This is a genomic window from Arthrobacter sp. MDT2-34-1 (assembly GCF_059091365.1).
The window spans coordinates 2,005,115-2,030,536 of the sequence record NZ_JBNHGO010000001.1 but is presented as its reverse complement, the minus strand read 5'-3'; the positions used below and the strand labels follow the sequence as shown (position 1 = coordinate 2,030,536).

General features: G+C 62.8%; 25 protein-coding genes, 1 tRNA gene and 1 pseudogene. 8 read left to right on the top strand and 19 right to left on the bottom strand.

Annotation, left to right across the window (positions count from 1 at the left end; genetic code table 11):
• Positions 1-56: 56 nt before the first annotated feature.
• Positions 57-755, top strand: a complete 699-nt coding sequence (locus AC5RVV_RS09510; protein WP_494001072.1) for a helix-turn-helix transcriptional regulator — start codon at positions 57-59, stop codon at positions 753-755.
• Between the two features lie 91 nt (positions 756-846).
• Here AC5RVV_RS09510 and AC5RVV_RS09505 read toward each other — a convergent pair whose 3' ends face one another.
• Positions 847-1,329: a pyrimidine dimer DNA glycosylase/endonuclease V gene (locus AC5RVV_RS09505; protein WP_494001071.1), complete on the bottom strand. Its 483-nt coding sequence runs from the start codon at positions 1,327-1,329 to the stop codon at positions 847-849.
• A 123-nt stretch (positions 1,330-1,452) separates the two neighbouring features.
• Here AC5RVV_RS09505 and rlmN point away from each other — a divergent pair, with 123 nt between their 5' ends.
• The gene (gene rlmN / locus AC5RVV_RS09500) at positions 1,453-2,670 is read left to right on the top strand and encodes a dual-specificity RNA methyltransferase RlmN (protein WP_494001070.1); all 1,218 of its coding nucleotides are present in this window, start codon (positions 1,453-1,455) and stop codon (positions 2,668-2,670) included.
• Between the two features lie 49 nt (positions 2,671-2,719).
• Here rlmN and AC5RVV_RS09495 read toward each other — a convergent pair whose 3' ends face one another.
• From AC5RVV_RS09495 to AC5RVV_RS09470, 6 genes are all read right to left on the bottom strand, one after another.
• Positions 2,720-3,511 carry a maleylpyruvate isomerase family mycothiol-dependent enzyme gene (locus AC5RVV_RS09495; RefSeq protein ID WP_494001069.1) on the bottom strand — a complete coding sequence of 264 codons (792 nt, stop codon included), beginning with the start codon at positions 3,509-3,511 and terminating at the stop codon, positions 2,720-2,722.
• A 134-nt stretch (positions 3,512-3,645) separates the two neighbouring features.
• On the bottom strand, positions 3,646-4,083 hold the full coding sequence (locus AC5RVV_RS09490) for an acyl-CoA thioesterase (RefSeq protein ID WP_494001068.1): 438 nt from the start codon (positions 4,081-4,083) through the stop codon (positions 3,646-3,648).
• Between the two features lie 74 nt (positions 4,084-4,157).
• Positions 4,158-6,422, bottom strand: coding sequence for a choline BCCT transporter BetT (gene betT / locus AC5RVV_RS09485; RefSeq protein ID WP_494001067.1), 2,265 nt, complete (start codon positions 6,420-6,422; stop codon positions 4,158-4,160).
• A gap of 370 nt (positions 6,423-6,792) precedes the next feature.
• Positions 6,793-6,866, bottom strand: a tRNA-Val gene (locus AC5RVV_RS09480).
• A 129-nt stretch (positions 6,867-6,995) separates the two neighbouring features.
• The gene (locus AC5RVV_RS09475) at positions 6,996-7,712 is read right to left on the bottom strand and encodes a DUF2238 domain-containing protein (protein WP_494001066.1); all 717 of its coding nucleotides are present in this window, start codon (positions 7,710-7,712) and stop codon (positions 6,996-6,998) included.
• Positions 7,713-7,865: 153 nt separating this feature from the next.
• Positions 7,866-8,426: a MarR family winged helix-turn-helix transcriptional regulator gene (locus tag AC5RVV_RS09470; RefSeq protein WP_494001065.1), complete on the bottom strand. Its 561-nt coding sequence runs from the start codon at positions 8,424-8,426 to the stop codon at positions 7,866-7,868.
• Between the two features lie 172 nt (positions 8,427-8,598).
• Here AC5RVV_RS09470 and AC5RVV_RS09465 point away from each other — a divergent pair, with 172 nt between their 5' ends.
• On the top strand, positions 8,599-9,813 hold the full coding sequence (locus tag AC5RVV_RS09465; RefSeq protein WP_494001064.1) for a mechanosensitive ion channel family protein: 1,215 nt from the start codon (positions 8,599-8,601) through the stop codon (positions 9,811-9,813).
• Positions 9,814-10,601: 788 nt separating this feature from the next.
• On the opposite strand, the gene AC5RVV_RS09460 is transcribed toward AC5RVV_RS09465, so the two are convergent.
• The 5 genes from AC5RVV_RS09460 to AC5RVV_RS09440 form a co-directional block, all read right to left on the bottom strand.
• On the bottom strand, positions 10,602-10,925 hold the full coding sequence (locus tag AC5RVV_RS09460) for a 2Fe-2S iron-sulfur cluster-binding protein (RefSeq protein WP_494001063.1): 324 nt from the start codon (positions 10,923-10,925) through the stop codon (positions 10,602-10,604).
• Between the two features lie 212 nt (positions 10,926-11,137).
• Positions 11,138-11,338, bottom strand: coding sequence for a cytochrome P450 (locus AC5RVV_RS09455; protein ID WP_494001062.1), 201 nt, complete (start codon positions 11,336-11,338; stop codon positions 11,138-11,140).
• Positions 11,339-11,893: 555 nt separating this feature from the next.
• Positions 11,894-12,694 carry an IclR family transcriptional regulator gene (locus AC5RVV_RS09450; protein ID WP_494001061.1) on the bottom strand — a complete coding sequence of 267 codons (801 nt, stop codon included), beginning with the start codon at positions 12,692-12,694 and terminating at the stop codon, positions 11,894-11,896.
• Between the two features lie 95 nt (positions 12,695-12,789).
• Complete coding sequence (locus AC5RVV_RS09445; RefSeq protein ID WP_494001060.1) at positions 12,790-13,560, bottom strand: SDR family NAD(P)-dependent oxidoreductase; 771 nt, start codon at positions 13,558-13,560, stop codon at positions 12,790-12,792.
• 43 nt (positions 13,561-13,603) lie between these two features.
• Positions 13,604-14,437: an MBL fold metallo-hydrolase gene (locus AC5RVV_RS09440; RefSeq protein ID WP_494001059.1), complete on the bottom strand. Its 834-nt coding sequence runs from the start codon at positions 14,435-14,437 to the stop codon at positions 13,604-13,606.
• 168 nt (positions 14,438-14,605) lie between these two features.
• On the opposite strand from AC5RVV_RS09440, the gene AC5RVV_RS09435 reads away from it, so the two are divergent.
• Both AC5RVV_RS09435 and AC5RVV_RS09430 read left to right on the top strand, forming a co-directional pair.
• Positions 14,606-15,007, top strand: a complete 402-nt coding sequence (locus AC5RVV_RS09435) for a nuclear transport factor 2 family protein (RefSeq protein WP_494001058.1) — start codon at positions 14,606-14,608, stop codon at positions 15,005-15,007.
• A 2-nt stretch (positions 15,008-15,009) separates the two neighbouring features.
• Entirely contained in the window at positions 15,010-16,356 is a 1,347-nt protein-coding gene (locus AC5RVV_RS09430; RefSeq protein ID WP_494001057.1) for an NtaA/DmoA family FMN-dependent monooxygenase, read from the top strand.
• 119 nt (positions 16,357-16,475) lie between these two features.
• Here the strand turns inward: AC5RVV_RS09430 and AC5RVV_RS09425 are convergent.
• The 5 genes and pseudogenes from AC5RVV_RS09425 to AC5RVV_RS09405 form a co-directional block, all read right to left on the bottom strand.
• Positions 16,476-17,401, bottom strand: a pseudogene (locus AC5RVV_RS09425) (IS481 family transposase).
• Positions 17,402-17,487: 86 nt separating this feature from the next.
• Positions 17,488-18,234, bottom strand: a complete 747-nt coding sequence (locus AC5RVV_RS09420; RefSeq protein ID WP_494001056.1) for a dienelactone hydrolase family protein — start codon at positions 18,232-18,234, stop codon at positions 17,488-17,490.
• A gap of 21 nt (positions 18,235-18,255) precedes the next feature.
• Positions 18,256-18,582: a nuclear transport factor 2 family protein gene (locus tag AC5RVV_RS09415; protein ID WP_494001055.1), complete on the bottom strand. Its 327-nt coding sequence runs from the start codon at positions 18,580-18,582 to the stop codon at positions 18,256-18,258.
• Positions 18,491-18,751, bottom strand: coding sequence for a nuclear transport factor 2 family protein (locus tag AC5RVV_RS09410; RefSeq protein ID WP_494001054.1), 261 nt, complete (start codon positions 18,749-18,751; stop codon positions 18,491-18,493). Before AC5RVV_RS09410 ends, AC5RVV_RS09415 begins: the two co-directional genes overlap by 92 nt.
• A gap of 135 nt (positions 18,752-18,886) precedes the next feature.
• Positions 18,887-20,053 (bottom strand): LLM class flavin-dependent oxidoreductase, encoded by a 1,167-nt coding sequence (locus AC5RVV_RS09405; protein WP_494001053.1) that lies wholly within the window; start codon positions 20,051-20,053, stop codon positions 18,887-18,889.
• 363 nt (positions 20,054-20,416) lie between these two features.
• Between AC5RVV_RS09405 and AC5RVV_RS09400 the strand changes: the two genes are divergently transcribed.
• Together AC5RVV_RS09400 and AC5RVV_RS09395 are read left to right on the top strand one after the other, a co-directional pair.
• Positions 20,417-21,649, top strand: a complete 1,233-nt coding sequence (locus tag AC5RVV_RS09400) for a cytochrome P450 (protein WP_494001052.1) — start codon at positions 20,417-20,419, stop codon at positions 21,647-21,649.
• Positions 21,650-21,657: 8 nt separating this feature from the next.
• On the top strand, positions 21,658-22,140 hold the full coding sequence (locus tag AC5RVV_RS09395; RefSeq protein ID WP_494001051.1) for an HtaA domain-containing protein: 483 nt from the start codon (positions 21,658-21,660) through the stop codon (positions 22,138-22,140).
• 77 nt (positions 22,141-22,217) lie between these two features.
• Here AC5RVV_RS09395 and AC5RVV_RS09390 read toward each other — a convergent pair whose 3' ends face one another.
• Both AC5RVV_RS09390 and AC5RVV_RS09385 read right to left on the bottom strand, forming a co-directional pair.
• Positions 22,218-22,976 carry an SDR family NAD(P)-dependent oxidoreductase gene (locus tag AC5RVV_RS09390; RefSeq protein ID WP_494001050.1) on the bottom strand — a complete coding sequence of 253 codons (759 nt, stop codon included), beginning with the start codon at positions 22,974-22,976 and terminating at the stop codon, positions 22,218-22,220.
• Positions 22,977-22,988: 12 nt separating this feature from the next.
• Positions 22,989-23,942, bottom strand: coding sequence for a carboxymuconolactone decarboxylase family protein (locus AC5RVV_RS09385; RefSeq protein ID WP_494001049.1), 954 nt, complete (start codon positions 23,940-23,942; stop codon positions 22,989-22,991).
• Between the two features lie 207 nt (positions 23,943-24,149).
• On the opposite strand from AC5RVV_RS09385, the gene AC5RVV_RS09380 reads away from it, so the two are divergent.
• Entirely contained in the window at positions 24,150-25,385 is a 1,236-nt protein-coding gene (locus tag AC5RVV_RS09380; protein ID WP_494001048.1) for a type 2 periplasmic-binding domain-containing protein, read from the top strand.
• Positions 25,386-25,422: the final 37 nt, after the last annotated feature.

The window sequence follows — 25,422 nt, the reverse complement described above, 5'->3', positions numbered from 1 at the left end:
CACTGCGGACAAGGGTATGTCACTATTTATGTCATGATTCTGTCGGCGCCTGAACTGTGAAGCGGGTCGAGCGGCTCCATGCCCTGTCCGAGATTTTGCGCCGCAGCGGTGCACGGGGGGTTTCCGCCGACCGGTTGGCGAGAGAGTTCGCGGTGTCCGTGCGCACTATTAAGAGAGACCTCGACGCGTTAGAGAACAGCGGTGCGCCTGTGTGGTCTCGCCCGGGCCCCGGCGGTGGCTACGGCTTGGCTACAGGCGCGTCGCTGCCGCCCGTCAGCCTGTCCCCGGCGCAGGCCGTGGCGCTCATGGCAGCCGTGTCCGCTGCACCCGATGCCCCCTACGCCGATCTGGCAGCAGCAGGTATCCAGAAGATCCTGGACGTCCTCGATCCCAAAACACGAGCACGGGCCGACGAGCTGGCCCACCGCGTCTGGGTCAACGCGCTTCCCTCCTCGTCGCGTTCCATCAAGTCGGCACTGGAGGAAGCGATGGCCGAGCAGCGCGTGATCCGCATTCGCTACACGTCGGGAGACGAGACCACGACTACCCGCGACGTTGAGCCAGTGCTGTTCGCCTCCACGAACGGCCAGTGGTACCTGGTCGGGTGGTGCCGGCTGCGCAACGCCATGCGATGGTTTACCGTGTCACGCATCGAGCGGGCCAGCGTACTCACGGCGGCTTGCGGCGGCCACACCATCCAGGAGGTCGGAGAACCCCCGACGAACGCCAGGCCGGTGCACGGCCGGGGCGAGTGAGCCACTCAATCAACCTCTCCGCTCGATACAACTGGCCTCCGACTCGGCCATGTCCGGGCCGGCCGCGTTCACGCGGGCGGGCCGGAAGGCGTCACACCGGCCGTTCCCAATCCTCCACCGGTCCCTCGACCGTGGTGAACAGCGGATGCGGGTCGGGGACCCGGCCGGGGCTTTGCCGCTCCAGCCCCTGGTTCAGGACCACGGCGTGGGCCGGGTCCCGCACCGCGAGTTTGGCGATCAGATGCTTCAGTTCGAAGCTGAGCTGTTCCGAATGGACCGGCAGGCGAGGCTGCCGCTGCCTTGCGGCAGCACCGGCCGCCGAGGTTCCCGGACACCGGATCAGGCTGGTGTTGAAGGCATATCCGCGGGCCGCAGCCTCGGCTGCCAGCCCCTCCAGGTAGGCGCCGATGGCCGCCATCGGGTCCTCCGCGGCACGGAACCGCTGCAGCTGCGGGTGGTTGCGGTAGCCCTTGGTTTCGCCTGCGAGAACCTTTTGCGCCAGCAGGGCCTCCCGCCAGCAGGCCACCAGACCCCTCCGGTCGAGCAGCCGGGGGTGCAGGCTCCATATCCGCATTGGACCAGAATAAGCACACCTCGCCCGTCCGGGGCGGCGGCCGAGCGGACGGCACCAGCCGCGGTCCGGGCCGGCCGGCGGGGGAGGGAGAACTATATCGTGTCTGTGAGACAATAGGTGGCAATGTCTTCGCAGATTTCTTCCCCCCAAAAAACTTCCGACCGGCCCCAGGTGCGTCCCGCCGCCGAGGGCTGGAACCAGGCCGTCACCAGCGAGGGCCGTCCGCTGCTGCAGTTCAAGTCCCCGCGGGTCACGCAGCCGCCGGTCCATCTCGCCGACATGACGCTGGTCGAGCGGCAGGAAAAAATGAAGGAGCTGGGACTGCCGGCGTTTCGCGCCAAGCAGCTGTCCACGCATTACTTCCAGCACTACACCACCGACCCCGAGCGCATGAGCGACCTGCCCAAGGAGCGGCGCGCGGAACTGGCCGAGACCTTCTTCCCCACCCTCCTCACCGAGGTCAAGCGCCTGACCACCGACAACGGCGACACGATCAAGTTCCTGTGGCGGCTCTTCGACGGCTCGCTGGTCGAATCGGTCCTGATGCGCTACCCGGGCCGGGTCACGCTCTGCGTTTCCAGCCAGTGTGGCTGCGGCATGAACTGCCCGTTCTGCGCCACCGGCCAGGCCGGCCTGACCCGCAACATGTCCACCGCGGAAATTCTGGACCAGATCGTTAAGGCCAACCGGGTCATCGCCGAGGGCGGCCTCGGCGGCAAGCGCAAGGACGCCGGCCCGGACGCGGGGCGGGTTACCAACATCGTTTTCATGGGCATGGGCGAGCCGCTGGCCAACTACAAGCGCGTGATGAATGCCGTGCACCGCATGGTGGACGAGGCGCCCGAGGGCCTGGGCATGAGCGCCCGCGGCATCACCGTCTCCACCGTGGGCCTGGTGCCGGCGATCAACAAGCTGGCCGACGAGAACCTTCCCTTCACCTTCGCGCTCAGCCTGCACGCCCCGGACGACGAACTGCGCGACGAACTGATCCCGGTGAACTCCCGCTGGAAGGTCGACGAAGCACTGGACGCCGCCTACGGCTACTACCAGCGCACCGGCCGGCGCGTCTCCATCGAGTACGCGCTGATCAAGGATATGAACGACCACGCGTGGCGGGCCGACCTGCTGGCCAAGAAGCTCAACAAACGCGGCCGCGGCTGGGTGCACGTCAACCCCATCCCGCTGAACCCGACCCCGGGTTCCATCTGGACCTCGTCCGACCCGGACGTCACCCGCGAGTTCGTGGCCCGGCTCAACGACGCCGGCGTCCCCACCACGCTGCGCGACACCCGCGGCAAGGAGATCGACGGCGCCTGCGGCCAGCTGGCGGCGACGGAGTAACCCCTCACAAACAACGACGGCGGCGGGCCGGGTCCTCGGACCCGTCCGCCTACTGCATCCCTTCGGATTGAGCCTCGCGGAGCGCGGCCAGGCTGGTGGGGTCGCCCGTCGTGTCCGGTTCCGGGGCGCGGCCCCACAACCAGCGATAGATAGCTTCCGCAGACCCGCTGACCCTTGCCCCGACCGCGCCGCCGGACGTGAGAACGACGCCGGGCTTGTCGTAGGACGTTCCGGATTCACCCCTGCCTCTCCAGCGGCCGGGCTGCAGACGCCAGACGGAGGCATTGTCGGAGGCTGCCAGTTCAACCACATCCGCCACCGGCGTGAACTCGAAGCCGGGCAGGGTTCCCCACCAGGCCCACATCACCTCCACTGCATGGGCAATCCCGTCGGCGGCCATATGGGGATCGACCGGTGCTGAGTCTGCGCCGGTGGTGAGCTCGGCGTCGATGCGGTGCATCGTGGCCTCGTGAGCCTGCATGCGCCGAATGGAACCCACCGTTTTGGCCGGCTCCAGCCAAAACCATGCCGGATCACTGTCGCGGCGTTTGTGGAGTTCGGCGAGAAGATCGGCCGTGTGCTGCCCGAACAAGCCCAGTACGGCGCCACGGCTGCCGGGATGCTGCGGTTCCTGCGCCTCGAGGCGTTCGGAGTCGGCATCCGTCTGGGCCTCGTCGCGAAGTATTGCCGCCCAAAACGCATGCACCGTGGTCAGGTGCCACAACAGATCGTCCGAGGTCCACCCGGGGCACGTCGGCACCGCCGCATGCGGATCGCTGTTCCGCAGGGTGTCAATGAAGCGGTCCGACTCGTCGGCGATGACGTGCATGTAATCGGTCATGGCCGTCATTGTTCCACCGCATGCGGGGAACGAACAGGCCCGGATCCCCGCTGCCGGTTGTCCTCCACAGATGCGCGTTCGCCGCACCCGTCCGGAACTGTGCACCCGCGTTCCTTGTGCCGGTGCACCCGGCCTTAAGGGCTGCTGTCGGGTACCGAGTCCAGGTGCTGCCGGGGAACCCTGTCGCGGCTGTACGTGATCTCGGTGAAGCCGTGCGGTGCGGGTTTGCCGTCCTCGCCCAGGTTCACGAACACGATCTTCTCGATGGTCAGGATCGATTGGCGCGTGAACATGTTCCGCACCTCGGCCCGCATCGTCAGGGACGTCCGGCCGAAATGCGTGGCCTTCAGGCCCATCTCGATCAGATCGCCCTGGCGGGCGGAGCTGACGAAGTTGATCTCCGACATGTACTTGGTGACTGCCTTGCCGTTGCCCAGCTGGACGATGGCGTAGATGGCCGCCTGTTCGTCGATCCACCGCAGCAAGCTGCCGCCAAAAAGGGTGCCGTTGGCGTTGAGGTCTTCGGGGCGCACCCACTTGCGGGTATGGAAGGAAGTGTCGTCGGTGCCCATGCAACGACTGTATCGGAACGGGGCCGGCGGCTCGTCGGGAGTCATTGTGCCCGCCGAGACGCCGGCCGGCGCTCCTAGGATTCGTCGAGCTTCTCGACGTCGTCGGCCTTCTTGGGCACGTGGGGAATCGACTCGGTCGTCGGCGGCACCACGGGGGTGAGGACGGAGGCGTAGGCGTGTTCGCTGGAGTACTTGAGGAACGCCAGGTGCGCCTCGTACCGGTCGAGGACGTCGTTGATGACCTGTTGCTGGGTCAAGCCCATGAGGTCGTAGCCCTCGCTGCCGGTCTGGGTGAACACCTCGAGCCGGTAGTACGTGTCGATCTCGCGGGGCATGCTGCGGCCGCCGAAGGTCGGAACGGGGGCCTCGACCGCGGCCACTTGGTAGTGGAAGTCGCGGTGGTCGTCCATATTCACCACGAGGATGTGCTCGTCGATGCCGGTCTTCGGGTTCGGCGTCGTCGTCATTTCTGCCTCGTAGCCGAGTTCGGTGAATTCCTTGGCGACGTCCTGCAGCGCGGGCTGCACGACCCTCTCGGCGAACTGTGCCACGGCCTTGTTCGACGGGTAGGACCGCAGCCGCGCCAGGCGCTGCCGCCAGGTCTTCTCCGGTATCTGCCCGCCATGGGCGGCAGCAGTGCGCCGTCGCAGCACCTGCCCCTCGCGCTCGGCCCGTTCCATCCTGAGCACCTTCGAGAAGGAGGCCATCACCAGATACGCGATGACGGTCACCGGCAACGCGAAGATCAGGGTTGCGTATTCCATGGTTGTCACGCCGCCGGCCACCAGCATGGCCACCGTGAGGAACGCGGTGACCAGGGCCCAGAAGATGCGCAGCCACTTGGCGCCGTCCATCGCCGGATCGGGAATCATGGAGGAGAAGTTCGACATCACCATCGCACCGGAATTGGCGCTGGTGAGGTAGAACAGCAGGCCCGAGAGGGTGGCCAGACCGATCAGGAACGGCGCGCCCGGGAACATTTCCAGCAGCGCATACCACCCGTGCTCGGGGCTGTTGATGGCTTCCTGGGCGAACTCGGTATTGCCGGCGAGCACCTCGCTCATGGCGCTGTTGCCGAAGATTGAGACGATGAAGAAGTCGCAGAGGACCGGGGCGGTGATGGCCGCGATGACGAATTCCCGCAGGGTCCGGCCGCGCGAGATCCGTGCCAGGAAGAGGCCGACGAACGGGCCCCAGGCCAGCCAGAAGGCCCAGAAGAAGAGGGTCCAGCCGGCCATCCACGCCGAACCGTCTTCCTCGTAGGCCAGGGTCTGCAGGGTGCGCTCCGGCAGCGAGAAGATGAAGCGGCCGATGTTCTCGACCATGGCGTTCAGCAGGAACGAGGTCTTGCCCGTGACCAGGATGTAGAGCATCATCGCTCCGGCCGCCCACAGGTTCAGTTCGGAGATCCACCGGATCCCCTTGTCGACGCCGGAGGTACAGGCCGCCACGGTCATGACGACGGCGACGAGCACCAGGGCAATCTGCAGGGCCAGGCCCTCCGGCAGGCCGAACAACCAGCTGAAGCCGACGTTGAGCAGGACGACGCCGATGCCCATCGACGTGGCGACGCCGAAGACGGTGCCGACCAAGGCGAAAATGTCGATGACGTCGCCGGTCGCCCCGCGCACGCGCTTACCCAGCAGCGGGTAGAGCGCGGCCCTGATGGACAGCGGCATGCCCCAGCGGTAGGCGAAATACCCCATCGCCATGCCGAGAAGGGCATACATCGACCAGCCGGCCACCCCGTAGTGGAACATGGTCCAGACGACGGCGTCCTGCGCGGCTTCCGCCGATTCGGGTGCGGCGGTGGGAGGGTTGATGTATTGCGTGATCGGGCCGGTGACGGAGTAGAAGAGCATGTCGATGCCCACGCCGGCGGCGAAGAGCATGGCGACCCAGGTGAAGAGGTTGTACTGGGGGCGTGAGTGGTCGGGGCCGAGCCTGACGCTGCCTTCCTTGGAGAGGGCCACCCACAGGACGAAAAGAATGACGAGGGTGACAGTCAGGACGTAGAACCAGCCCAGGTTGGTGGCGATCCAGCCGACCATGGTGTGCATCGTGCCGGCCGCGTTGCCCGGGGCCATGATGGCCCAAATGGAGAAGGCCAGGACGATCACGGACGAGATGATGAAAACCCGCCAGTTGACCCGGGGGCCGCGGTTCTCGGTGAGTTCGGCGGGCCCCTTGCTCAGTTCCGTGCTGGATATGGGCGGGCGCTTGGCCTCGGAATCGGCATCGGCGGGCTTGCGCCGTTCCGCCACGCCGAAGCGACTGCGTTCGACGAGTGGTTTCAGCGCCTCATTGTTCGAGATGCTGTCGTCTTCGGCGTTAGCCATCGGATTCTCCTTCTCTCGCGGGCGGCGCCTGCCGCTTTTGTCAGCGGCACGTCGCCCAAAAAACCGTGGCGGTGAACAGCGTAGACCTCCCAAGCCTGTCCGTGCCCACCTGCGGGGGAGCAATTTTTCCGGGCCCCGCCTCCGTCTCCCCGCCCGGACGCCGCTGGGGACAAACCCGCGGCGCGGCTCCGCCATGCGGTGCTCCTGGCCGCGCGCTGCTGCCCGCCGTTGGTCGGCGGCCGGGCTGCTGCCCGTGGTCGTTCGGGTCCGTCTTCGGGCGCTGCCGGCTGGTTCCGGGCTGCGCTCCGGCAGGGGAGTAGGCCAAAAAAGTGGGACCCCGGCCTGAAACAGGCAAGGGTCCCACTAGTAGTTGCGGGGGTAGGATTTGAACCTACGACCTCCGGGTTGTGAACCCGGCGAGCTGCCGAACTGCTCCACCCTGCGGCGTTTCTGACTGTAGACCCCCCAGTGGCCAAATGGCGAATTTGGTGAGGAGCGTCACCGCACGCTCCGGGGAAACCTGTGATTCAAGTGCGACGGCGGCCGGGCCACGTCGGCCCGGTGGTTCGGGTCTTATCGCATGGCGCCCTGGGTCACCGGAGCACTCCCAGGGTGCCCCGCGGCCGGGGTGTGCGCACTGGGTACCTGCCGAGGTGGTGGGCCCTGCGTCAGGACCTCGGCGGAGGGGAACTGTCCCTTGTGCCGGACGAGGATCCGCATGGCCGCCACGATGATCGCCGACGCGGTTCCGGCGATCAGGTCCGTCATGGTGTCGAAGTTGGTGATCTGGGCTTCGGTGCCGAGCACGGCATCGGAGGCGAACTCCGCGATCTCCCACAGCAGGGCGACGAAACCGCTGAACGCGACGATCATCACCACTGCGAGCCAGGGCGGCATCGAAAACCCGTAACGGCGGCCGGTGATGCCCAGGGCAAAAACGATCCCGAGCGCGACGACGAACCCGGAGTAGAAGTGCACGACCGTGTCCCACGGTGTCCATATGGCGTAGAAACCCAGTTGGCTTCCCAGGTACGGGCCGCCGAGCAGCAGCACTGCGTAGAGCCCCTGTAGGCGTGCGGGGATCTCAACGTGCGCCCACCGCTCCACCAGCAGAACCGGGAACGAGGCCAGTAGCAGTGCGACGGGGATGACGGCTGCCGTGGGCTCGCCGCGCATGAGCGCGCTGAGTGCAGAGAATGCGAAGAGGGCTTCGGCCGCGATCAGTGGGGCGTGGCGCCTGAGCGTGCCGCTGGACGTCACCGTTTCTTGTATGTCGTTGCTTTCACTCATTCAGTCAACCTTCACAAAGTTCATGGGAGCGATTTGGGTGCGGTGCCGAAAGGCACGGCAGTGCCCTCCGGCGAGGACAGCAGTTTGAGAGCGCGGGACACCTCCCCGACGCGAGTGGAAGACGTCGCGGAAATCTCGGCCCGGGGGGTTGCTCTAGGGGTTGGGGGTTCTTTCCGGGTCGTGGGCCGGAGGAACGTCGGTGGGGGCTGACGCGGTGTTTTGGAAGAGCCGGGGCGTGGCGGCGGAGAGTTCGTTGGCGAAGCGGACCAGCATGGCTCCGAGGATTTCCCTGTCTTCCGGTGACCAGCTGGAGAGTATTTCATCGAACGCTGCCGCGCCGGCGGCGCCGATCTGCTGTTGCAGTTGAATACCGGCGGCGGATGTCTGTAGGAGGGTTGCCCGCCGGTCGGCGGGGTCCGGCCGGCGGTCGATCAATTCCCTGGCTTCGAGGCGGCGGATTTGCGGGGTCATGGTGGATTTGTTCACTCCCCACTGCGCGGCCAGGTCGGATAGCCGCATCGGGCCGCTCCTGGTCAGGTGTTCCAGCAGTGCCGTGTCGGTGGGCGAGAGGTCCTCCGCTTCGGGGCCGAAGACGTATCGGCGGATCTTTTTCCTGCTGGCCCATTGGAGCAGCAAGGCGAAGCCGTGGCGGACCTGCACCCCTGGTGTGGGCTGCTCACCGCCGGTCTCATTGCCTCTGGAAAAATCTGACATGAAACCAACCTAGCAAAATCGGTTCGGTTCGCCTAACCGAACTGTTTTTCGTTAGGCTGGGGCTGCGTGGTCCTGAGCAGGAAACTCCAAGCACTCCAGCCCCAGTATCTGTCCGGGCCCGTCGCGCAACCCGACTGGACAGGCTCCGCGCCGGATCTGCACCATCGAAAATATGGATGATTATCTCTACCTGATCCAGCCGGCGACAGTAGTTCTGATCGCCGTTGCCTCAGCACTGGTGATCACCGCGCTCTTGCGGGTTGCAGTGAACCAGCTCTTCCGGCGTGTGCCGAACATCCGGGATGTCTCGGCCCGCGGGCGCAGCCCCTTCCGGGTGGCGCTGGCCGTCGTCGGAATCCGGGTGGGATTGCGTATCACTTCCGCCGATGAGCCGTGGCACACCGCCGTGGACTTCGTCCTGATCGTGGTGCTCATAGCTGCGCTGGCCTGGTTCGCCGTCGTCGTACTCCTGGTCATTGAGGCGGCCATCCTGGCCAAGTACCGCACGGACACCAAGGACAACCGACGACTGCGCCGGCTCAAGACGCAGGTGATCCTGGGGCGCCGTGTGGCAGTGGCGCTGATCGTGACGATCGCGGTCGCCTGTGTGCTGTTAACCATTCCCCAGGTCCGAGCCCTCGGTGCCGGTATCCTGGCCTCCGCCGGCGTCCTGTCCGTGGTCGCCGGCCTCGCGGTGCAGAGCTCCCTGACCAACGTCTTTGCCGGCATGCAGCTGGCCTTCACGGATGCCATCAGAGTGGATGACGTCGTCGTGGTCGAGAACCAATGGGGCACGGTGGAGGAGATCACGATGACGTACGTGGTGGTCCACATTTGGGATGACCGGCGGCTGATCCTGCCCTCCACCTACTTCACCAGCACCCCCTTCGAGAACTGGACCCGCCGGACCGCCGCCCTGCTGGGAACGGTGGAGCTGGACGTGGACTGGCGGGTTCCCCTGGACGAGCTGCGCGAGCACCTCAAGGCCGTGGTGGAGGCGGCCGAGATCTGGGACGGACGCACCGCCATCCTGCAGGTCACCGACGCCGTCAACTCGCTGGTCCGCGTGCGCATCCTGGTCAGTGCCGTGGACAGCGGCACGCTGTTCGACCTTCGCTGCCTCGTGCGGGAATCCATGGTTACCTTCCTGCAGCGCGAATACCCGCAGGCGCTGCCCCGGCAGCGGTGGGAAGCCGTCGGCCCGGTGAACAGTGGCGAGACCTCCGTCGCTGGCCGCCGTCGTCCCGCGGCCGCGGCGATGACCGGCGCAGGCGACTCCCAGCTGTTCACCGGCTCCATCGACGCCATCGAGCGCAACCAGGCGTTCACCGGTCCCGGCGACGAGGTCTACGAGGAACGCGAGCGAAAGGCTAACCAGGGCGGGTAGGCACGCATCCTCGTGGCGGCTCCTGGGGGGGTGCGTCGGGTTTGTACGGCGCTGGGGCTCCACTCGGCTGTGTCTGCGCACGTCCGCGGCGCCCCGACTGAAGCCGTCCGCGCTTCTTGCAGGCCGCGACCACCTCATCCATCGGTGGTGAAAAGCCCGAAGAACTTCCAGGTGGTTTTCGACACCGGGAGTGCCACTGCAACCAGCAGAACCAGCATCAGCTCAACGATGAGCCACGTCGGGACGCGGCACCTTGGCGACCAAACCGTCGTCGACCATGGGCCCTCGGCGCAAGCGCGGCCAAGGACCTGACTGGGAGGAGTCTCTGAACGCCCCCTAGTTTCCGAATGGTATCCAACCAAAAAGAAAGGCCCTCCGACCGGGATAAATTCCTAGTCAGAGGGCCTTCATTCGGTGCGGGGGTAGGATTTGAACCTACGACCTCCGGGTTCGGATCAGTTCAATCCTAACAGGCCGGTAACGAAGGGTATTTCCCCTAGTCAGCGCCGAGTTACAGGCACGCCAGAGCGTTCAGACCGGAGGTCCGTCGATGACTGGGATCAACTCAGTGGGTGAACAGCGTTCTGGATTGTTTCAGCGCTTTCGTGCCCAGCCTTGTCCCTGGCCACACGACGCCGCTGATAGGGGACGCTGTCTCCTCGCCGATGACGGTGATAGAACCGGTGTAACCCTCCTTCCGCAGGGACTCCACGACCCGGATGCCGGCCTGGCCGTTGCCGACAATTACGATGCGGCCGGCATTCAGGCGTGTGGGCGTGTCATCCGCGTCAGATCTGGCTTTCCGGCACGTCGACTTCAATTGCTTCCAAGCCGTCTCCCACGATGATTTGGCAGCCCAGGCGGGAGCGGTGGGTGCGTTCTGCGGCGGTGCAGTCGAGCATTTCGTCCTCGTCGGCGCTGACTTCAGGCAGTCCTTCCAGATGATCTTCGCGGACGTAGACGTGGCAGGTGGCGCACATCGCCTGGCCGCCGCATTCTCCGACGATCCCCGCGACGCCGTTTTGGACTGCGGCGCGCATCAGGTTGGTCCCTGCTTCTACATCGAGGACATCGCCGGTGCCGCCGCTGTGGTTGTAGGTCACTTTTGGCATTTCGTACACTCCTTCAACGGCCATGCCGCCCAGGGGCATGGCCTAAATGGTGATCGGCTGTTTTGGTCGTGTTCAGTCCCATAGGACGGGTAGGTGCAGAATTCCGCGGAACACGTAGCCTCCGTCGACGGCCGGGTCTTCGGGGCTGAGGCGAAGATTTGGCAGCTCCTTAAAGAGTCCCGGGAGCGCCACGCCGACTACGGAGGAGCGGGCTACCACGAACCGGCGCAGAAGTGGACGCCGCCGCCAAAAGCCAGATGTGGTTTCTTAGGCCTGTTGATGTCGTATATCTCGGGGTTTTCGAAGACCGCGGGATCCCGGTTGGCGGCGCCGACTACGACGCCGAGGCGCGCACCCTTGGGCACGAAGACGCCTTCGAGCGTGGTGTCCTGCGTGGCCTCGCGCGGGTACATGCTGTGGGAGCCACCCAGCGGACCGATTCTTCGAAGGCATCCGACCAGCGGCTGTCTGCCAGCACCTGGGCGAGCTGCTCCGGGTTGGACAGGAGGGCCCAAAGTGGTGGTGCCGATGGCGCGTCGCGCGGTTCGTTGAGGCCACCGCCGAGGGTGATGTTGATGTTTGCGCGGATGGACTCGATGGGGAACGGCATGCTGGTGAATTGGGAGAGCATGCTGGCGTCCGGCTTCTCACGCAGGCAACCGGTGGGTCCGCCGGTCGTCTCTACATTGAGGCGGGTGCAGCAGGCCAGCTCGGCCCGACCGCGACCAAGGTTGAGGTGCCGACATCCGTGGCGATCTTCCCGAAGGAGCTGTACCGGTCAACCCGGCGCTTGGCCGAACACCACTTCATCGTGGTCCGGTGGACTCCCCAGGAAAAAGGCGGGCACTTCCCGGCGTCGGAGCAACCCGACGCGCTCGTCGCCGACCTCCGGGTGGCGCTAAAGAGATCGTCACCACTACAGCGTGACAGCGAACCTCTCGCACGAGCCTTGAGGGTTGGTATCTCGCTCAGCCCCCGAGCGATCCGCCGATAGAACGAGCGCCGTCTGTGAGAACTGCCGCGAAGTGCTCTACGTCCTCAGGTGCAAGACGCGACGGGGGCGCAGCGACCGCGAGGGCGGCACGGACTCGTCCGGTTACGTCGTGAATGGCTACGGCAACCGAGTGAACGTCTGCCTCGCTCTCGCCGAAGTTTGCTGCATAACCGCGCTCCCGGATCGTCTCTAGCGCTGCTTCGAGGTCCTTTCGCGTCTTGAGGGTGGAGTCCGTCAAATTACGCAGCTTCCCCGTCGGGTAGAGGCTGTGGAGAGTCGCCGTATCCAATTCCGCGAGCATCGCTTTGCCAGCGGCAGTCGAGTGAGCGGGCATGATCATCCCTGTCCTCTTGCCGACACGGACTGACCGAGTGCTTTCGATCGAGTCGATGAAGAAGATGTCGGAACCTCGAAGCTCGGCAAGGTGGACCGTCTCGTTGAGGCTACTGAGAACGTGCTCCATTACCGGCTGCGCAATCGTGCGCAGGTCTACCTGCTGCACTACGGCCAGGGACATACGGATTAGTTCGGGCCCAGCAACATAGGCTTTGGTCTCGGGATTCTGGCTCACGAATCCGCGATATTGCAACATCTGCACCATCCGATGTGCCGTAGACCGAGCTACTCCCAGCGTGCGGCTAGCGTCTGCGATGCGCACGCTCTTGTGCTCGCTAAAAAGGCTGAGTAGTCGCAGGGCGTTGTCGACTGAACCGATGGGGTAGCTGGGTAGCTCCCCCTCGGGCAGGCTCGCCGTCTCGCGCGCGGCTTTCGGCACGGTATCTCCTTGTATCTGCGGGCTTGACATAGTGCTGTCCCCCATTTTCATTCATTGGTGGACTCATCGTCGACTCCACTCAGGGTACTGGTGAACTAGCGCGCGAGCACGCCCCCGTCTACGGGTAGAGCCACACCGGTGATGTAACTCGCATCCTGACTCGCTAGGAATGCTACGACGCCAGCAATCTCATCCGGTTGACCGGCGCGGCCCAGCGGAATCTTCGAGGTAGAGGTTTCTTTCTCTTGCTCAAAGCTGGTGTCCGGCTTTGCCCCGAGGAACGAGGGCAGCATGGGCGTGTCGAAGAGCCCGGGGCACACTGCGTTCACCCGGATACCGTCAGGCGCGCCGGTGAGGGCCATGGCCTTCACGAACGGAATGAGGGAGCCCTTAGTAAGGGAGTACAGCGGGCTGAAGCGCGACCCGACAATGCCGGAAACCGACGAGGTGATGGTGATGGACTTGCTCCCGGTCGACCGTTTGAGGAGTGGCATTGCGAGGGTTGTCGTGTAGAACGCACTCTTGGTGTTCACCGTTGTGATGCGGTCGAAGGTTTCTTCATCGACTTCAATGCCCGCGGGGCCGGGGATGCCGACCTGGTGGTGAACGATGTCGACGCGCCCGTGGGTCGCATCCAGCATGCTGTAAAACTTCTCCACGCCGTCCACGTCGGAGGCGTCGAGAGCGTACGGGGTTGCCGTGTGGCCCTCAGCGGTAATCTCACCGGCCACACGTTCGGCGGACTCGGCATTGAGGTCCACTACGTAAGCGTGCGCGCCGTCGCTTGCAAGCCGATGGCTGATGGATCGTCCCATGCCCGAGCCGCCGCCGATTACTGCCGCGATCTGTCCGTCGAATCTGCCCATGTGTCTATGTCTGCCTTTGCTTGCTGGTATTTGAAATCGTGGGTCACGTTATTTGTTCGACCGTGAGCCTGTTCTTCTCGGTGACGAGGCGTCCCCAGTGGAGCCCTGGGAAGTGGGCTGCAGCAAAGGGCAGGTCTTCGTCTTGAATTTTGCGGCGGATGCGCTCAATTGAGGCAATCGCATCCTGGTGATCCGCGTGGTTCCTGAAGTCCCAGTTCTCTTCGAAGAGTTCGGGCTGGGAGTGCACGAGATCCCCCAACAGGAGCCCGCTCTCAACTCCGGAGGTCAGCTGGAAGACGACGGACCCCGGAGTGTGGCCTTTGGCGTCGAGCGAGGTGATGCCTGGAAGCACTTCGTCATCGCCCGTGAAAAACTCCATGCGATCGGCGAGGGGGTTCATCTTGGCGTAGGCGGAGTCCGTCTCGACGTTGATGTACCTGACCTCGAAGGCCGGTGGCTCATAGTCCGCCGTGACGTAGTGATTCCAGTCGCGCCGGTCGCAGTGATAGGTGGCGTTCGGGAAGAACGGCATGCCGTCGAAGCTCGCCCAGCCGATGTGGTCGAAGTGGAGGTGCGAGAAAATCACGTCCGTGATGTCGGACGGCTGAACGTTCAGTGCGATGAGGGACGAGCGCAGTCCACCGCCGCTGAGGGGTCGCATTGCGTCGGGCCCGATGCCAGCGTCGACAAGCACGGTGCGGTCGCCTGTCCGGACCAGGTAGCCGCCGAGAGTGTTGAGGACGTGGTCGCCGCAGAGGAAGTGGCGGTGCGGTTCCCAATCCTCCTCTGTCACGTTTGTGTAGGCACCCGTCGGGGAAGAAAGGATTTCTCCGTCGATGAGCGGGTCGATGCGCATGTCGCCGATGAACATTTCCATGATCCGGACATCGTAACTCGGTTCTGCCTCTCGGAACAAGTCCCCTGCCCGAAGTCGGGTGCCCTAGGACGTCGTTGCATCTTGACGTCCCACGCAGCTATCGGCGATAGTGTTCTGAATAGAAGATTGCTGTTCCGCTAGTTACGCGCCCACAGAAATGAGACGCCGATGTCACTGACTCCCGAACAGATTACCGACTTAGTCGACAACTACCTCGAGACGCTGGGAAAGAACGATGCGGACGCTATGGCAGCCCTGTACGCTGAGAACGGCTCCATCGAAGACCCGATGGGTTCCGAGCTAAAGACCGGCGCAGCCATCCGCGAGTTCTACTCGCGCCCGCGAAACTTTAAGTTCATCGAGCGACTCGGCGTCGTTGCGGTCACCGGCCTCTACGCAGGCTTCCAATTCCACATCGAGCTGCAGATGGAAGACAAGTCCGTGCACGTCTACATCCACGAGATCATGCAGTTCGACGAGAACGGCAAGATCGTGACGATGCGCGCCGTGCCCGACTTCACCCTGCGCGACCAGGTTGCAAAGGTATTTCCCGACTCCGAGGTGAACTAGCAATGACCCGCACCGATGGGATGGCGATAGCCGCCTTCGTGTCCACGGCGATGACGAAAACGCAGATGGGGGCCTGGACGCACGCTTCGACGGACACGCGCACCCTGAGCGCTCAGTACTACATCTCGCTCGTGCAGATGTTAGAGCGCAACGGCTTCGACTTCATTTTCTTTGACGACCGGCTCGCTACCCCATCGGCGTATCAGGGCAGCCACAAAGCCTCGGTTGAACGCGGAGCTAAGCCGATCAAGTTGGATCTCTTGATCATGCTGGGGATGCTGAGCGCCCAGACATCCACAATCGGACTCGGCGGAACATACTCCACCACATATTCGATGCCGTACGCGGTGGCTCGAGCTTTCGCTACCTTGGATCATCTCTCAGAGGGGCGCGCCCTTTGGAACGTGGTGACGTCGCGAAACTCCGATGAGGCGGCCAACTTTGGTGTCGACTTCAAGGCTGCTGAGGACCGCTATGCACGCGCTCACGAACATCTCGAAGTGGTCACTCGTCTGTGGGAATCGTGGGGTCCGGATGCGCTCAAGCTTGACAAGCTGAGCGGCGAGTTCGCAGACCCGGACGCGGTGCATCGCATTGACTATCAGGGCGAGTTCTTCTCGTCGGATGGCCCCCTATCCGTGCCTCGACCTCCGCAAGGGTGGCCGACACTTCTGCAAGCGGGTCAATCTCAAACCGGCCAGGAGTTTGCAGCGCGGTGGGCTGATCTAATCTTCACCAGTCAATACGACATGTCCGTGGCGCAAGAGCACTACCGAGGCCAAAAGGCCCTCATGACCGCCGCCGGGCGCGAGGCCACTCGCACCCGCATCATGCCCGCCATCCTGCCGATCGTGGGAGAAACCGACGAGATAGCGAAGGCCAAGGAAGCCTATTTCAACAGCCTCTTGGACCCCATCGAATCCCTGGTCTACCTATCTGAGCAGGCCAACTTCGACTTCGGTTCTCTGCCGCTGGACGAACCGCTGACGGACGAACTTCTGGCTTCTGTCAGAGGCGTGCGCGGATCAGTACTTGGCTACATTAAGGCGGCGCGGAAGGACTTCGGAGGCGAAGCGACTCTTCGAGACATCGCTATCTCGAAGGCTCAGAAAAGTGGTACGCGATTCGTAGGTAGCGCCGAGACAGTGGCTGATCAGCTGGAGGAATGGTTCCAGTCCGAAGCGTGTGATGGCTTCGTGATCACTGCTGCTACTTCTCCTGGGTCGTTTGAGGACTTCGCGCGCCTTGTTGTGCCGGAGTTGCGCCGTCGCGGCATCACGCTGAACTCGGCCGACCGTGAGGGCACGTTCCGCGAACGCATGGGTCTGGAGACGCGCGTCACCAGCTAAGTAAATCCCGCATCAGGCGATAATCTCTGTTGCAGAGTTGCTAGAACCAATGAGCCGAGGGGATCGTGCATCCCCTCGGCTCATTCGTTCTGTGCGGCCCCATGGCGAGCCGGCTGTACTTAGATAGCAAGTTGTTGACACCTGCTGACGGGTGGTTGTCCCCCGAGGGCGCTGTGAGCGCGGTGGTTATTGTAGAAGTTTGGCCACCCGGTGAGGCCGGTAGGCCCAACCTTCCTGAAGCGCGCGGTTGAAGCGTTCTGCCTTGCCGTTCTGCCACGGATGCCTGGGTTTAATAATCTTGTGCTTGCGCCTAGGTTCTTAGGGACGGAATGTAAGTTGCGAGAGCGCCGATAAGCCAGCGCGTTATCGGTCATGACACTTTCCATCGGTGCTCCGTGCCTTGCCTTGAAGGCCAGGGCCCGGGGCAGGAAAGCGGCGCAGGTAGCGCCTTTCTCATCAGTCAGGACCTCGGCATAGGCCGGCCGGGAATGATCGTCAACGGCCACATGCATGTAGCGAAACCGATGCCGCGCCCGCACACTGACTCGCTGCGTCCGTGGGCACACCACCCGCCGCCGGCGGGGATACTACCAAGTTTTTTCACGCCCACGTGCAGCAGTTCACCGGCGGCTTCGCGTTCGTACCGGTGTTTCGTGGCCCGACCGGCGCGGATCCTCACCTTGGTGACCGGGTCCAGCTCCCAAAGCCTGGGCATGTCTGCCCGGGCAAGGATCCGCGAGACAGTGCGCGGATGCACGCCGCAGCGCATGCCCAGTTCGAGTAGGCCTTCACGGTGCTCGGCACGTTGCCTGAGCACGTCCGCGACGAGCTTTTCCTCCGTAGCTTGCGGGCACGAGCGGGGCTTGGAGGAGCGGTCTTCCAGCCCGTCCCAGCCATGCTCCCGGTAGCGGTTGAACCACCGGTAGGCACAGGTGCGGGAGACGCCCATCTCCTTAGCCACGTGTGCTGCCGGCCGGCCGGACAAAATACGCTCAACGAGTATCCGCCTACCGGCAAGGGCTAGACGGGAGTTACCGTGGACCATGAAGACCTCGTAGATTCACTTGGCAGTTGTGGTAACCACCAACCTAAGAGGTTTTCACCCTCTCACCCTGTAACCAACGTGCTGTCTCAGTACGGCTCAAGCCCCGCGCCCAAGTGGCTTTCGAGGTCGCGGAAATGCCGTTCCGCTGCGGCTTCGTCGTACACCGGGGTGTCGCTCATGCTGTACCCGTGCGGGGCACCGGCGTATACCTCCTGTGACAGGGGCACCCCGGAGGTCTCGCACACGCGGCTGATCTCGGTCATCCCCGACGGTGTCATCGACGGGTCCTCGTCTGCGTGCCGGAACATCAGCCGTGCCCGAGCGTCGGCCAGGCTCAGGTGCGGACTGTCTGCCTCTTCGGTGACAAGTCCCCCGCCGTGGAACCCAGCCATAGCATCCACCACCTCGGGGTGGTCGCCAGCGGCCCGCATCGCGATACGAACCCCCATGCAGTAGCCGAGCGTCGCGATGGTCTGCGAGCCGCTGTGCTCTTGCAGCGCCTTGATGTAGAGGCGGGTATCCGCGCGCGACAGGTCACTTGTCAGGGCTTGCATCCGCGGGACTGCTTCCGCGAAGTACGCTTCGCGGGCGCCGGGCGCGTGGAGGTCACCCGACGGTGAGGTCTCTTTCATATCGCCGGACCGGTAGAAGATGTTTGGTGCCAGCACCGTGTATCCCCACGAGGCTATGCGATCCGCTATCTGCCAGATTCTTGGGCGCAACCCGATCGCATCCATGTATAGGAGCACTGCACCGCGGCTGGTGCCGGCATCGGGTGTAGCGAGCCACGCTTCGGCGAAGCCATCGGATGCTTGAACGGTAGTGAGTGTCATCAGTTCTATTCCTTACGTGGTTCAGTAGCGCGTTTCGCGCAGGCGGGTAATGGCCAAGCTCGAGATTTTCCATTCGCCGTCTATCTTTTGGTAGGTCTCGTGATAGTGGCCATGCCCGTTCACCCGCCTGATCGGCGTTCCCCGAACGATATGACCCTCGGGGAACTCAAGGATGTCCTCCATTGCCCATATGCCCCTCGCCTCAGTCGGCGACTCGAACGAGACCTCCGGCATGTGACCGTGGTGCACAGAACGATCAGACTTGAGAAGCGACTCGATGTACTCGCGGAAGTTCCGGCCGCCGGTATACGCCATCAGCACGCCGAGCAGGACTATTCCACGGGTCATCGGTCGATCCCGGTGGAAGCACGACGGCCGCGACACTGACGTCGCACACGGCGTCAGGGGTAAAGAGGGTTTCGAGCTCGTCCCATTGCCGCGTATCCATAAACCTGAAGTAATTTGCTTTCAGATTCTTGATTTCCTCTATCGCGAGGAGACGTTTCAAATTGTCCATAGACAGGACCTCATATCTTTTCGAATTCTTGTGCTGATGCGGCGCCTCCTTGCGCCTCAATACAGCGAAAGGCCCCCAGTCTCGTTCCGAGGCATATTGCCTCTGGCTGGGGGCCTTTTTCTGCATAGTGTTAGATCAGGCGTGCTCGTGCTCTGCGTTGAACTTTTCGATGAAGACCTTCTGCGCGTCGGCGGTTTCCTGCGCGTTAAAGTTTCCACCTTCGATGACCTCGTCGTAGGAGGTAATCAGACTCTTGCTGGCGCCGGTGAAGTGCGGGATAACCTCCTGCGCGAACAGTTCGAAGCTGTGCATACGAGCACGGAACCGGGCGAAGTCCGCATCCTGGATAAGGAAGCTTCCGAAGCCCCCGCCCGACTTCTCGATGAGGCGCTCGATTTGGGCGATGGCCTGGTCCGGCGTACCAACGACGAAGTTGCCGGACGCGATCATGCGGTCCAGGAGGGCGTCGAAGTCGCTCAGGTCCTGCGCCGGCGCCGGGTTGACGCGCGTGCCGTAGTCGACAAACCACTGCAGGCCGTACTTCAGGTCTTCGCGAGCCTGCTCGTAGCTGTCGGCGAGGTGGACCTTGCCGACCATGCGCCAGTCCTTGCGCGACACGGTGTGTCCGTGCGCCGCAGCCTCTTCTTCGACGATCGACCAGTGACCTGCGAGACGCTCGATACCGGCGGGGTCGGTTGCGGCAACGGACAGGAGACCGGTACCGAACTTGCCAGCGACCTGGGGGCCGGAAGGCGACATAACGCTGACCACCGCGACGTCAATGTCGGAATAGGGGCGGATCTGGAGCTTTGCGTCGACGAGTTCGAACCAGTCCGTCTTCATGTTGACGGTCTCGCCGCGGAACAGCTGAAGGATGGCGTCAAGCGCGTCCTGCAGGCGCGGACGGCTGTCGCGCAGGTCGCGTCCGATCATGCGTGCGTCCGTGGCCATCTGGCCGGGGCCCACGCCGAACATGACGCGGCCGCGGGTGAGGTGGTCCAGAGTGGTGATGCGCTCGGCGACCATGAAAGGGTTGTGGAGCGGGAGCGTCTGCACACCCGTGCCGAGCTTGATGTGTTTGGTGCGCTCAGCGGCAACAGCGATCACGAGTTCCGGTGCGCCGATGTTCTCGACGCCACCGGAGTGGTGCTCGCCGATCCATGCTTCGTCATAACCGAGGCGGTCCAGGTGCTGAATCAGTTCGATGTCCTGCTCGAACGAGACAGTGGGGTTGAGCGTCGGCTTGTGGTACGGCGCGGTGAAGATGCCGAACTTGAGTCGATCCGGGTCAGTGAACTTCATTTGTTCCCTCGTCTACATACGTATTTGGATTAGATGTTCCTCGCACCGGGTAGGCGACAGGAATTTCACATTTCTATAAAGAATGATCTTCCTCACAGCGGAACACAAGAAGGCTACGGGATTGTTTCAGGTCCGTCAAGCAAATCAATACCCTCCCAAGGAGTGTTCAGGATGCAGGCGAACGCTTCTGATATGGATCGCTGGGCGTTCCTAACGAGGCCTCGTTGGGCTTCGTGAGGAACGCTACCGCATCCTCTAGCGCGCTCCTCGGGCTGTCCTGTACTGTATGTCGGAACCGCATTCTTCATATGGCCTTAACTTGGTACGAAAGAGGTAAACGTGTCTAACAATGACGTTCAGAACATGACTGCTGAGCAGGGCGCAACGGCTGAGGTAGAGCTGCTGCCCAAGTGGCCATTCCCCCGCGAAAGCCCACTAAATCCGCCCAAGTGGGGCCTTGACGCGCTCGAGTCCGGCGAGATGCCTCGCATGCAGGTTTGGGACGACGTCCCCGTATGGGTCGTCACGAAGTATGAGGACGTGCGTCGGACGCTGGCGAACAAGAACCTCTCATCCGACATGAACCGACCCGGCTTCCCCATCACCAGTGCAACTCAGGCGGCAACGCGAGGCGGACGTACGTCGCTGACCCGGATGGACCCGCCCCGCCACACGGCCATCCGGAAGATCCTTGTTAAGGACTTCATGCCGGTGCACATTGAAAAGCTTCGTCCCAGGATCGAGGCGCTTGTCGATGGATTTCTAGACGAAATGGAAGGCAAGGGAGAGGTTGATCTTCTCGCCGAGTTCGGTAAGAAGATACCAACTACGGTCACGCTGGAGTTCCTCGGCCTCCCTGAGGAGGATGGGCCGTACATGAACGCGCGAGCTGCCAGTGCCCTCAGCCACACCGCAGACCCGGTGGATGCGCGACGGGACAGCATGGAAATGCTCGAGTATTTCTCGCGCAAGATCGACGAAGAAGACGCCAACCCCAGCGATGGGCTGATGGGGCGCATCGTCAAAGACAGCCTCCGCACTGGGGAAATCTCCAAGGAGGATCTGCAGCACCTGCTGGTCCTGCTTGTGCTCGCTGGATTCGACTCGACGGCGAGTGTGATCGCCATGGGAACGGGTTTGCTACTGGAGAACCCGGAGCAGCTTGAGTGGGTCACCCAAGATCCTGAGCGCTGGCCAGCTGCTGTTGAGGAAATCCTGCGCTACACGAGCGTGAACCAGACCGTCCACTTCCGCCAGGCCACTGCCGACATCGAGGTCGGTGGCAAGGTCATCAAGGAAGGGGAAGGTCTGCTGTTGTGGTCCGCGATCGCCAACCGTGACCCCAAGGTTTACGCAAATCCTCACAAGTTAGACCTGAAACGGGGTGGCAAGAACCAGCTTGCGTTGGGATTCGGAATCCACCAGTGCCTCGGACAGGGGCTGGCGCGACTCGAGTTGCAGATCGCATTCCGCCGTCTCTTCGAGGCATACCCCGACATGAAGCTCGCGGTTCCTTTCGAGGACTTGACCTTCTTGAACGCGATGATCTACGGGCCGACCTCGCTCCCAGTCACGCTGGGTCAAAGAGCAAAATAGCACTTCGGATGCGGGCGCAGGTCGAAACCACCGGAATGACGTGGGCAGTCAAGTCGACTTTCACTAAATATGTTCGGCGAAGCGGGGGAGAAGTAGAGTTGGCCGAAGGCAGCGGAGTTCTGCCGAACGGCCAGTTCTACTTTTCCGTCGCGGAGGCAACGGACTTTAGCGCTTCTGACTTACGCGGGCCCCTTCGCCTAACCGGGCAGGTGCGCTTCAGCGCCCACATGGGCTTCTTGGACGTCATAGTAAAAGACCCGTGGCTGGTGCTCGACGAGAACGGAGAGGGAACGCTCACCATCGCAGGAGTGGACGGCGCGCCGGACCGTCTCTTGCTGGCCGAGCTAAGCGGTGCTCTGGCGGCGCCAGCACCTGAGGGCGTCACGGGGTTTGTGGTTCCCCAGGTTACGCTCGCACCGGCCGCCGTGGACTTTTTTGGCGGCGTGTACGCGCCGGGCACGTTGTTCGATCCCCTACATGTCCGCGTATAGCCGACGCAGCTATTAGAAACGGGGCCCTGTTCGAGTTGAACGAACAGGGCCCCGTTTTTTGTACAAGCGGGGGGAATTTACCGGGTGGTCCAGCCTCCGTCGATAACCAGCTCTTCGCCTGTCACATACTTGGACTCCCTCGAAGCCAGGTAGAGCATGCCGTAAGCAATGTCAGATGCCTCACCCAAATGCGGGGGGAGCGGAACCATCTCGACGAGGCGAGCCTCGATCTCTTCCCGGGTCCCACGGGCCATTGCCGTGTAAACGGCTCCCGGGTGGATGGAGTTTACGCGGATGTTGTCTTTGGCAAACCACTGCGCAGCGTGCTTCGTAAGTGACCGAACCCCGCCCTTCGAAGCGCTGTAAGCCGCGCTTCCTCCGTCGGAGGGCCCGCCGACGATCGCTGCTATCGAAGACACGTTCACGATGGAACCGCCGCCACGCTTCTGCATCTCCGGGATGACAGCTCTCATGCCGAGCCAAGTCCCCGTTAGGTTCACCGAGAGTACGAAGTTCCAGTCGTCCATCGTTGAGTCGACGACACCCTTGAATCGCTGAACTCCGGCGTTGTTGACGAGTACATCAACGTGCCCAAACTTCTCGACCGCGAACTCTACGCCGGCAGCCCAATCGTCCTCCGAGGAAACATCAAGCTTTACCGGCGCTACCCGGCCTTCGACTCCGCTAAAAGCCTCTATTTCGCGCTCGAGCGCCTCAAGGTTGACATCGGCAGCGACAATATTTCCGCCTTCTTCGGCGAACAGTTGGGCTGCAGCCAGCCCCATCCCGCTTGCTGCTCCCGTGATGATGGCAACTTTGCCGTCCATGCGTCCCATGTGGGTTCCTTTCTAGTTTGATGCGAAGTTTGGTACGGGTCCGAGTGAACGGCCGAACTTCACTCGCCCCTGGGAGTCGATGAGAAGCGCGCTGAGTTCACCGTCTCGGAACGGGGTGTCTGTCTTAAGTGGAACCGCGACTTTTTGGTGGTTCCACGCCGTCACGTCCAGGGTCATTTCAAGGAGCTCTTCCTCTGAGAACTCATTTCGGAGGCCTGCGAGGAGCTCGTCGTCGAGTTGCTCTTGCGGGTCGATCATGTGAGCGTCTGCGTAGCGAAGAGCTAACCGCTCGCGCTCAGTGAGCCATTCGAGCTCGTTGTTGCGGACCGCCGCGACCAACTCCGGCTCTGCGATCACTGCGTCGTTTTCCATGACGCGCACAGTCATACACATGCGGCAGGTGTGGTAGAACGCGCCGCGGAGTCGCGTGACCTCGGCTGTCCGTGAGTCGAGATTGACGAGCTTGAGTGCCTTGTCATGCCACACCATGCCGGCCTTCTGCAGACCCATTAAAGGCAGCTCAGGAGCAGAAACTGGTAGTCCCGGCTTCGTACCGAACAGTTTGCTGTGGGTGATGTGAAGGCGGGTCAGTTGGTCCGTTACATAGATGGCTTCCAGCACATCGCGGATGCGATCGGCGCCGAATGCCTCGCGAACGGGGTCGAGCAAGTTGTCATCAAGTTCCGGTACGTAGTCCACGAACTGATCGATCACCGCGCCGAGGTGCTCCCCACCGGGGACGGCGCGGCCGTCTTCTGCATAGTCGCTATCGGTAAGCAAGTTGAGTATTCGAGCATGAATGAAATGCACAACTTCTGGTGTGAACTCATTCCTCACGGCGGCCCATGCCTGGTGCAAAATTTCGAAGACCTCAGAAGAACGTTCGGCCATTTTTCCCGGGTCGCTCGCCAGCACGGGAGGCACTGTGGGCGGAGCTTGAATGGCACCGGAAAGGTCGATTCGCATTGCTTTCCTAACGTCATTGTTCTCGCATGGACCGCTGCAGGAAGCGGCCACGTCGCTGCGTCATTATTCTAGCAGAACGTAGTTCTTGACCGTAGACTCTCCGTGTGCTGATATGGACCGACCCGCGCCTACGGTTTCGAGAGGCTTGTAACGCCGTACGTATTACGCGGTTCTCCAAATCCCGAACCATTCTCAAAGAGGAGAAACATGTTCACAACAACCAGCCGCGCAAAGCGGACAAGCGCGGCCGTCCTGGCCATCGCTGGCGTCGGCGCCATTCTTGCCGGGTGCGCTTCCGCAGGTGCAAATGATGCAGGGTCGTCCGGTGAAGGTCTTGACGCGATGGAGCCGGTCGTCCTCACGTTCGCAGACCTACAGCCTCTGGGTGGATTCGCTGCCAACGCCGCGGAAAAGTACTTCGAAGTAGTAGAAGAGCGAACGGACGGCAAAGTAACTTTTGAGCCGTACTGGGCGGGGTCATTGTTCCCAGCCACGGAGGCGCTCGACAGCGTCTCGAACGGCGTCGCAGACATCGCGTTCTACTCGACCAGCTTCTCCCCGCAGGATATTCCGCTCGGCGCGTGGCTGCTCCAGGCCGGAAACCTTGCCGATAAGTCGTTTCCCCAGGGCATCCTGGAGAGCTACGGCGCTACGACGGCACTCAACCGGCAGAACGAGACGCTCCAGGAAGAATATGCCTCGCATGGCGTCATGCCTCTTTACATGGCCGGCTCGCAGTACTTCGACATGCTGTGCACGTCCGACGTTTCGACGCTTGACAAGGCGGCTGGCAAGGTGACACGCACCAACAGCAGTAACTCGGCCGCCGAGGTCGAGGCTCTGGGAATGACGTCCATGTTCGCGCAGGCAACCGAGCTCTACGAGGGCATGCAGCGCGGCATCATGGATTGCGTTTCCGTCTCAGCCCCCTACTACTCCGACACCGGCCTGTATGAGGTTGGCAAGTTCTACGTGCCAGCGACCCTCAACGCAACGCCCGGCGCCGGTTACATCATGAACACCGAGCGGTTCGAGTCGCTCCCCGCCGAGGTTCAGGAGATCCTCATCGATGCGACGGTGGACTGGCAGGTCGAGTACGCCAAGCAGGTACTTCAGCAGTACGCCGAGGCGATCGAAAACATCGACAGCATGGACGTAGAGATTGTTGACGCGTCGGAGCTAAATGAGGTTCTTACCGAGTTCCAAGACGCTCGCTTCGCGAAGATGGCGGATAGTGCGCCGGTCGACGCCGCAGAGGCTCAGGAAATCCTCGATCAGTTCTCCGAGCTGACTGAAGAGTGGAAGCAGATCGTTGTCGAAGAAATGGACCTTCCCCTGACGGGCACCAGCGTCGAGCAGGTGCGTGCCTCTTACAGCGCCCCGCACGACAAAATCGACTGGGACACTTTCGCAGAGGCGCTCCGCGCGACCCTTCCGAAATAAGGGGTTACGCTCCCATCAGTTGGGGCTCTTGGCCGGA

Excerpts from the sequence above, each read along its gene's own strand:
- AC5RVV_RS09505 (WP_494001071.1), bottom strand. The coding sequence starts at position 1,329 with ATGCGGATATGGAGCCTGCACCCCCGGCTGCTCGACCGGAGGGGTCTG.
- rlmN (WP_494001070.1), top strand. The coding sequence starts at position 1,453 with ATGTCTTCGCAGATTTCTTCCCCCCAAAAAACTTCCGACCGGCCCCAG.
- AC5RVV_RS09495 (WP_494001069.1), bottom strand. The coding sequence starts at position 3,511 with ATGACCGATTACATGCACGTCATCGCCGACGAGTCGGACCGCTTCATT.
- AC5RVV_RS09490 (WP_494001068.1), bottom strand. The coding sequence starts at position 4,083 with ATGGGCACCGACGACACTTCCTTCCATACCCGCAAGTGGGTGCGCCCC.
- betT (WP_494001067.1), bottom strand. The coding sequence starts at position 6,422 with ATGGCTAACGCCGAAGACGACAGCATCTCGAACAATGAGGCGCTGAAA.
- AC5RVV_RS09475 (WP_494001066.1), bottom strand. The coding sequence starts at position 7,712 with ATGAGTGAAAGCAACGACATACAAGAAACGGTGACGTCCAGCGGCACG.
- AC5RVV_RS09470 (WP_494001065.1), bottom strand. The coding sequence starts at position 8,426 with ATGTCAGATTTTTCCAGAGGCAATGAGACCGGCGGTGAGCAGCCCACA.
- AC5RVV_RS09465 (WP_494001064.1), top strand. The coding sequence starts at position 8,599 with ATGGATGATTATCTCTACCTGATCCAGCCGGCGACAGTAGTTCTGATC.
- AC5RVV_RS09460 (WP_494001063.1), bottom strand. The coding sequence starts at position 10,925 with ATGCCAAAAGTGACCTACAACCACAGCGGCGGCACCGGCGATGTCCTC.
- AC5RVV_RS09455 (WP_494001062.1), bottom strand. The coding sequence starts at position 11,338 with ATGTACCCGCGCGAGGCCACGCAGGACACCACGCTCGAAGGCGTCTTC.
- AC5RVV_RS09445 (WP_494001060.1), bottom strand. The coding sequence starts at position 13,560 with ATGGGCAGATTCGACGGACAGATCGCGGCAGTAATCGGCGGCGGCTCG.
- AC5RVV_RS09440 (WP_494001059.1), bottom strand. The coding sequence starts at position 14,437 with ATGGAAATGTTCATCGGCGACATGCGCATCGACCCGCTCATCGACGGA.
- AC5RVV_RS09435 (WP_494001058.1), top strand. The coding sequence starts at position 14,606 with ATGTCACTGACTCCCGAACAGATTACCGACTTAGTCGACAACTACCTC.
- AC5RVV_RS09430 (WP_494001057.1), top strand. The coding sequence starts at position 15,010 with ATGACCCGCACCGATGGGATGGCGATAGCCGCCTTCGTGTCCACGGCG.
- AC5RVV_RS09420 (WP_494001056.1), bottom strand. The coding sequence starts at position 18,234 with ATGACACTCACTACCGTTCAAGCATCCGATGGCTTCGCCGAAGCGTGG.
- AC5RVV_RS09415 (WP_494001055.1), bottom strand. The coding sequence starts at position 18,582 with ATGACCCGTGGAATAGTCCTGCTCGGCGTGCTGATGGCGTATACCGGC.
- AC5RVV_RS09410 (WP_494001054.1), bottom strand. The coding sequence starts at position 18,751 with ATGGACAATTTGAAACGTCTCCTCGCGATAGAGGAAATCAAGAATCTG.
- AC5RVV_RS09405 (WP_494001053.1), bottom strand. The coding sequence starts at position 20,053 with ATGAAGTTCACTGACCCGGATCGACTCAAGTTCGGCATCTTCACCGCG.
- AC5RVV_RS09400 (WP_494001052.1), top strand. The coding sequence starts at position 20,417 with ATGACTGCTGAGCAGGGCGCAACGGCTGAGGTAGAGCTGCTGCCCAAG.
- AC5RVV_RS09395 (WP_494001051.1), top strand. The coding sequence starts at position 21,658 with ATGCGGGCGCAGGTCGAAACCACCGGAATGACGTGGGCAGTCAAGTCG.
- AC5RVV_RS09390 (WP_494001050.1), bottom strand. The coding sequence starts at position 22,976 with ATGGGACGCATGGACGGCAAAGTTGCCATCATCACGGGAGCAGCAAGC.
- AC5RVV_RS09385 (WP_494001049.1), bottom strand. The coding sequence starts at position 23,942 with ATGCGAATCGACCTTTCCGGTGCCATTCAAGCTCCGCCCACAGTGCCT.
- AC5RVV_RS09380 (WP_494001048.1), top strand. The coding sequence starts at position 24,150 with ATGTTCACAACAACCAGCCGCGCAAAGCGGACAAGCGCGGCCGTCCTG.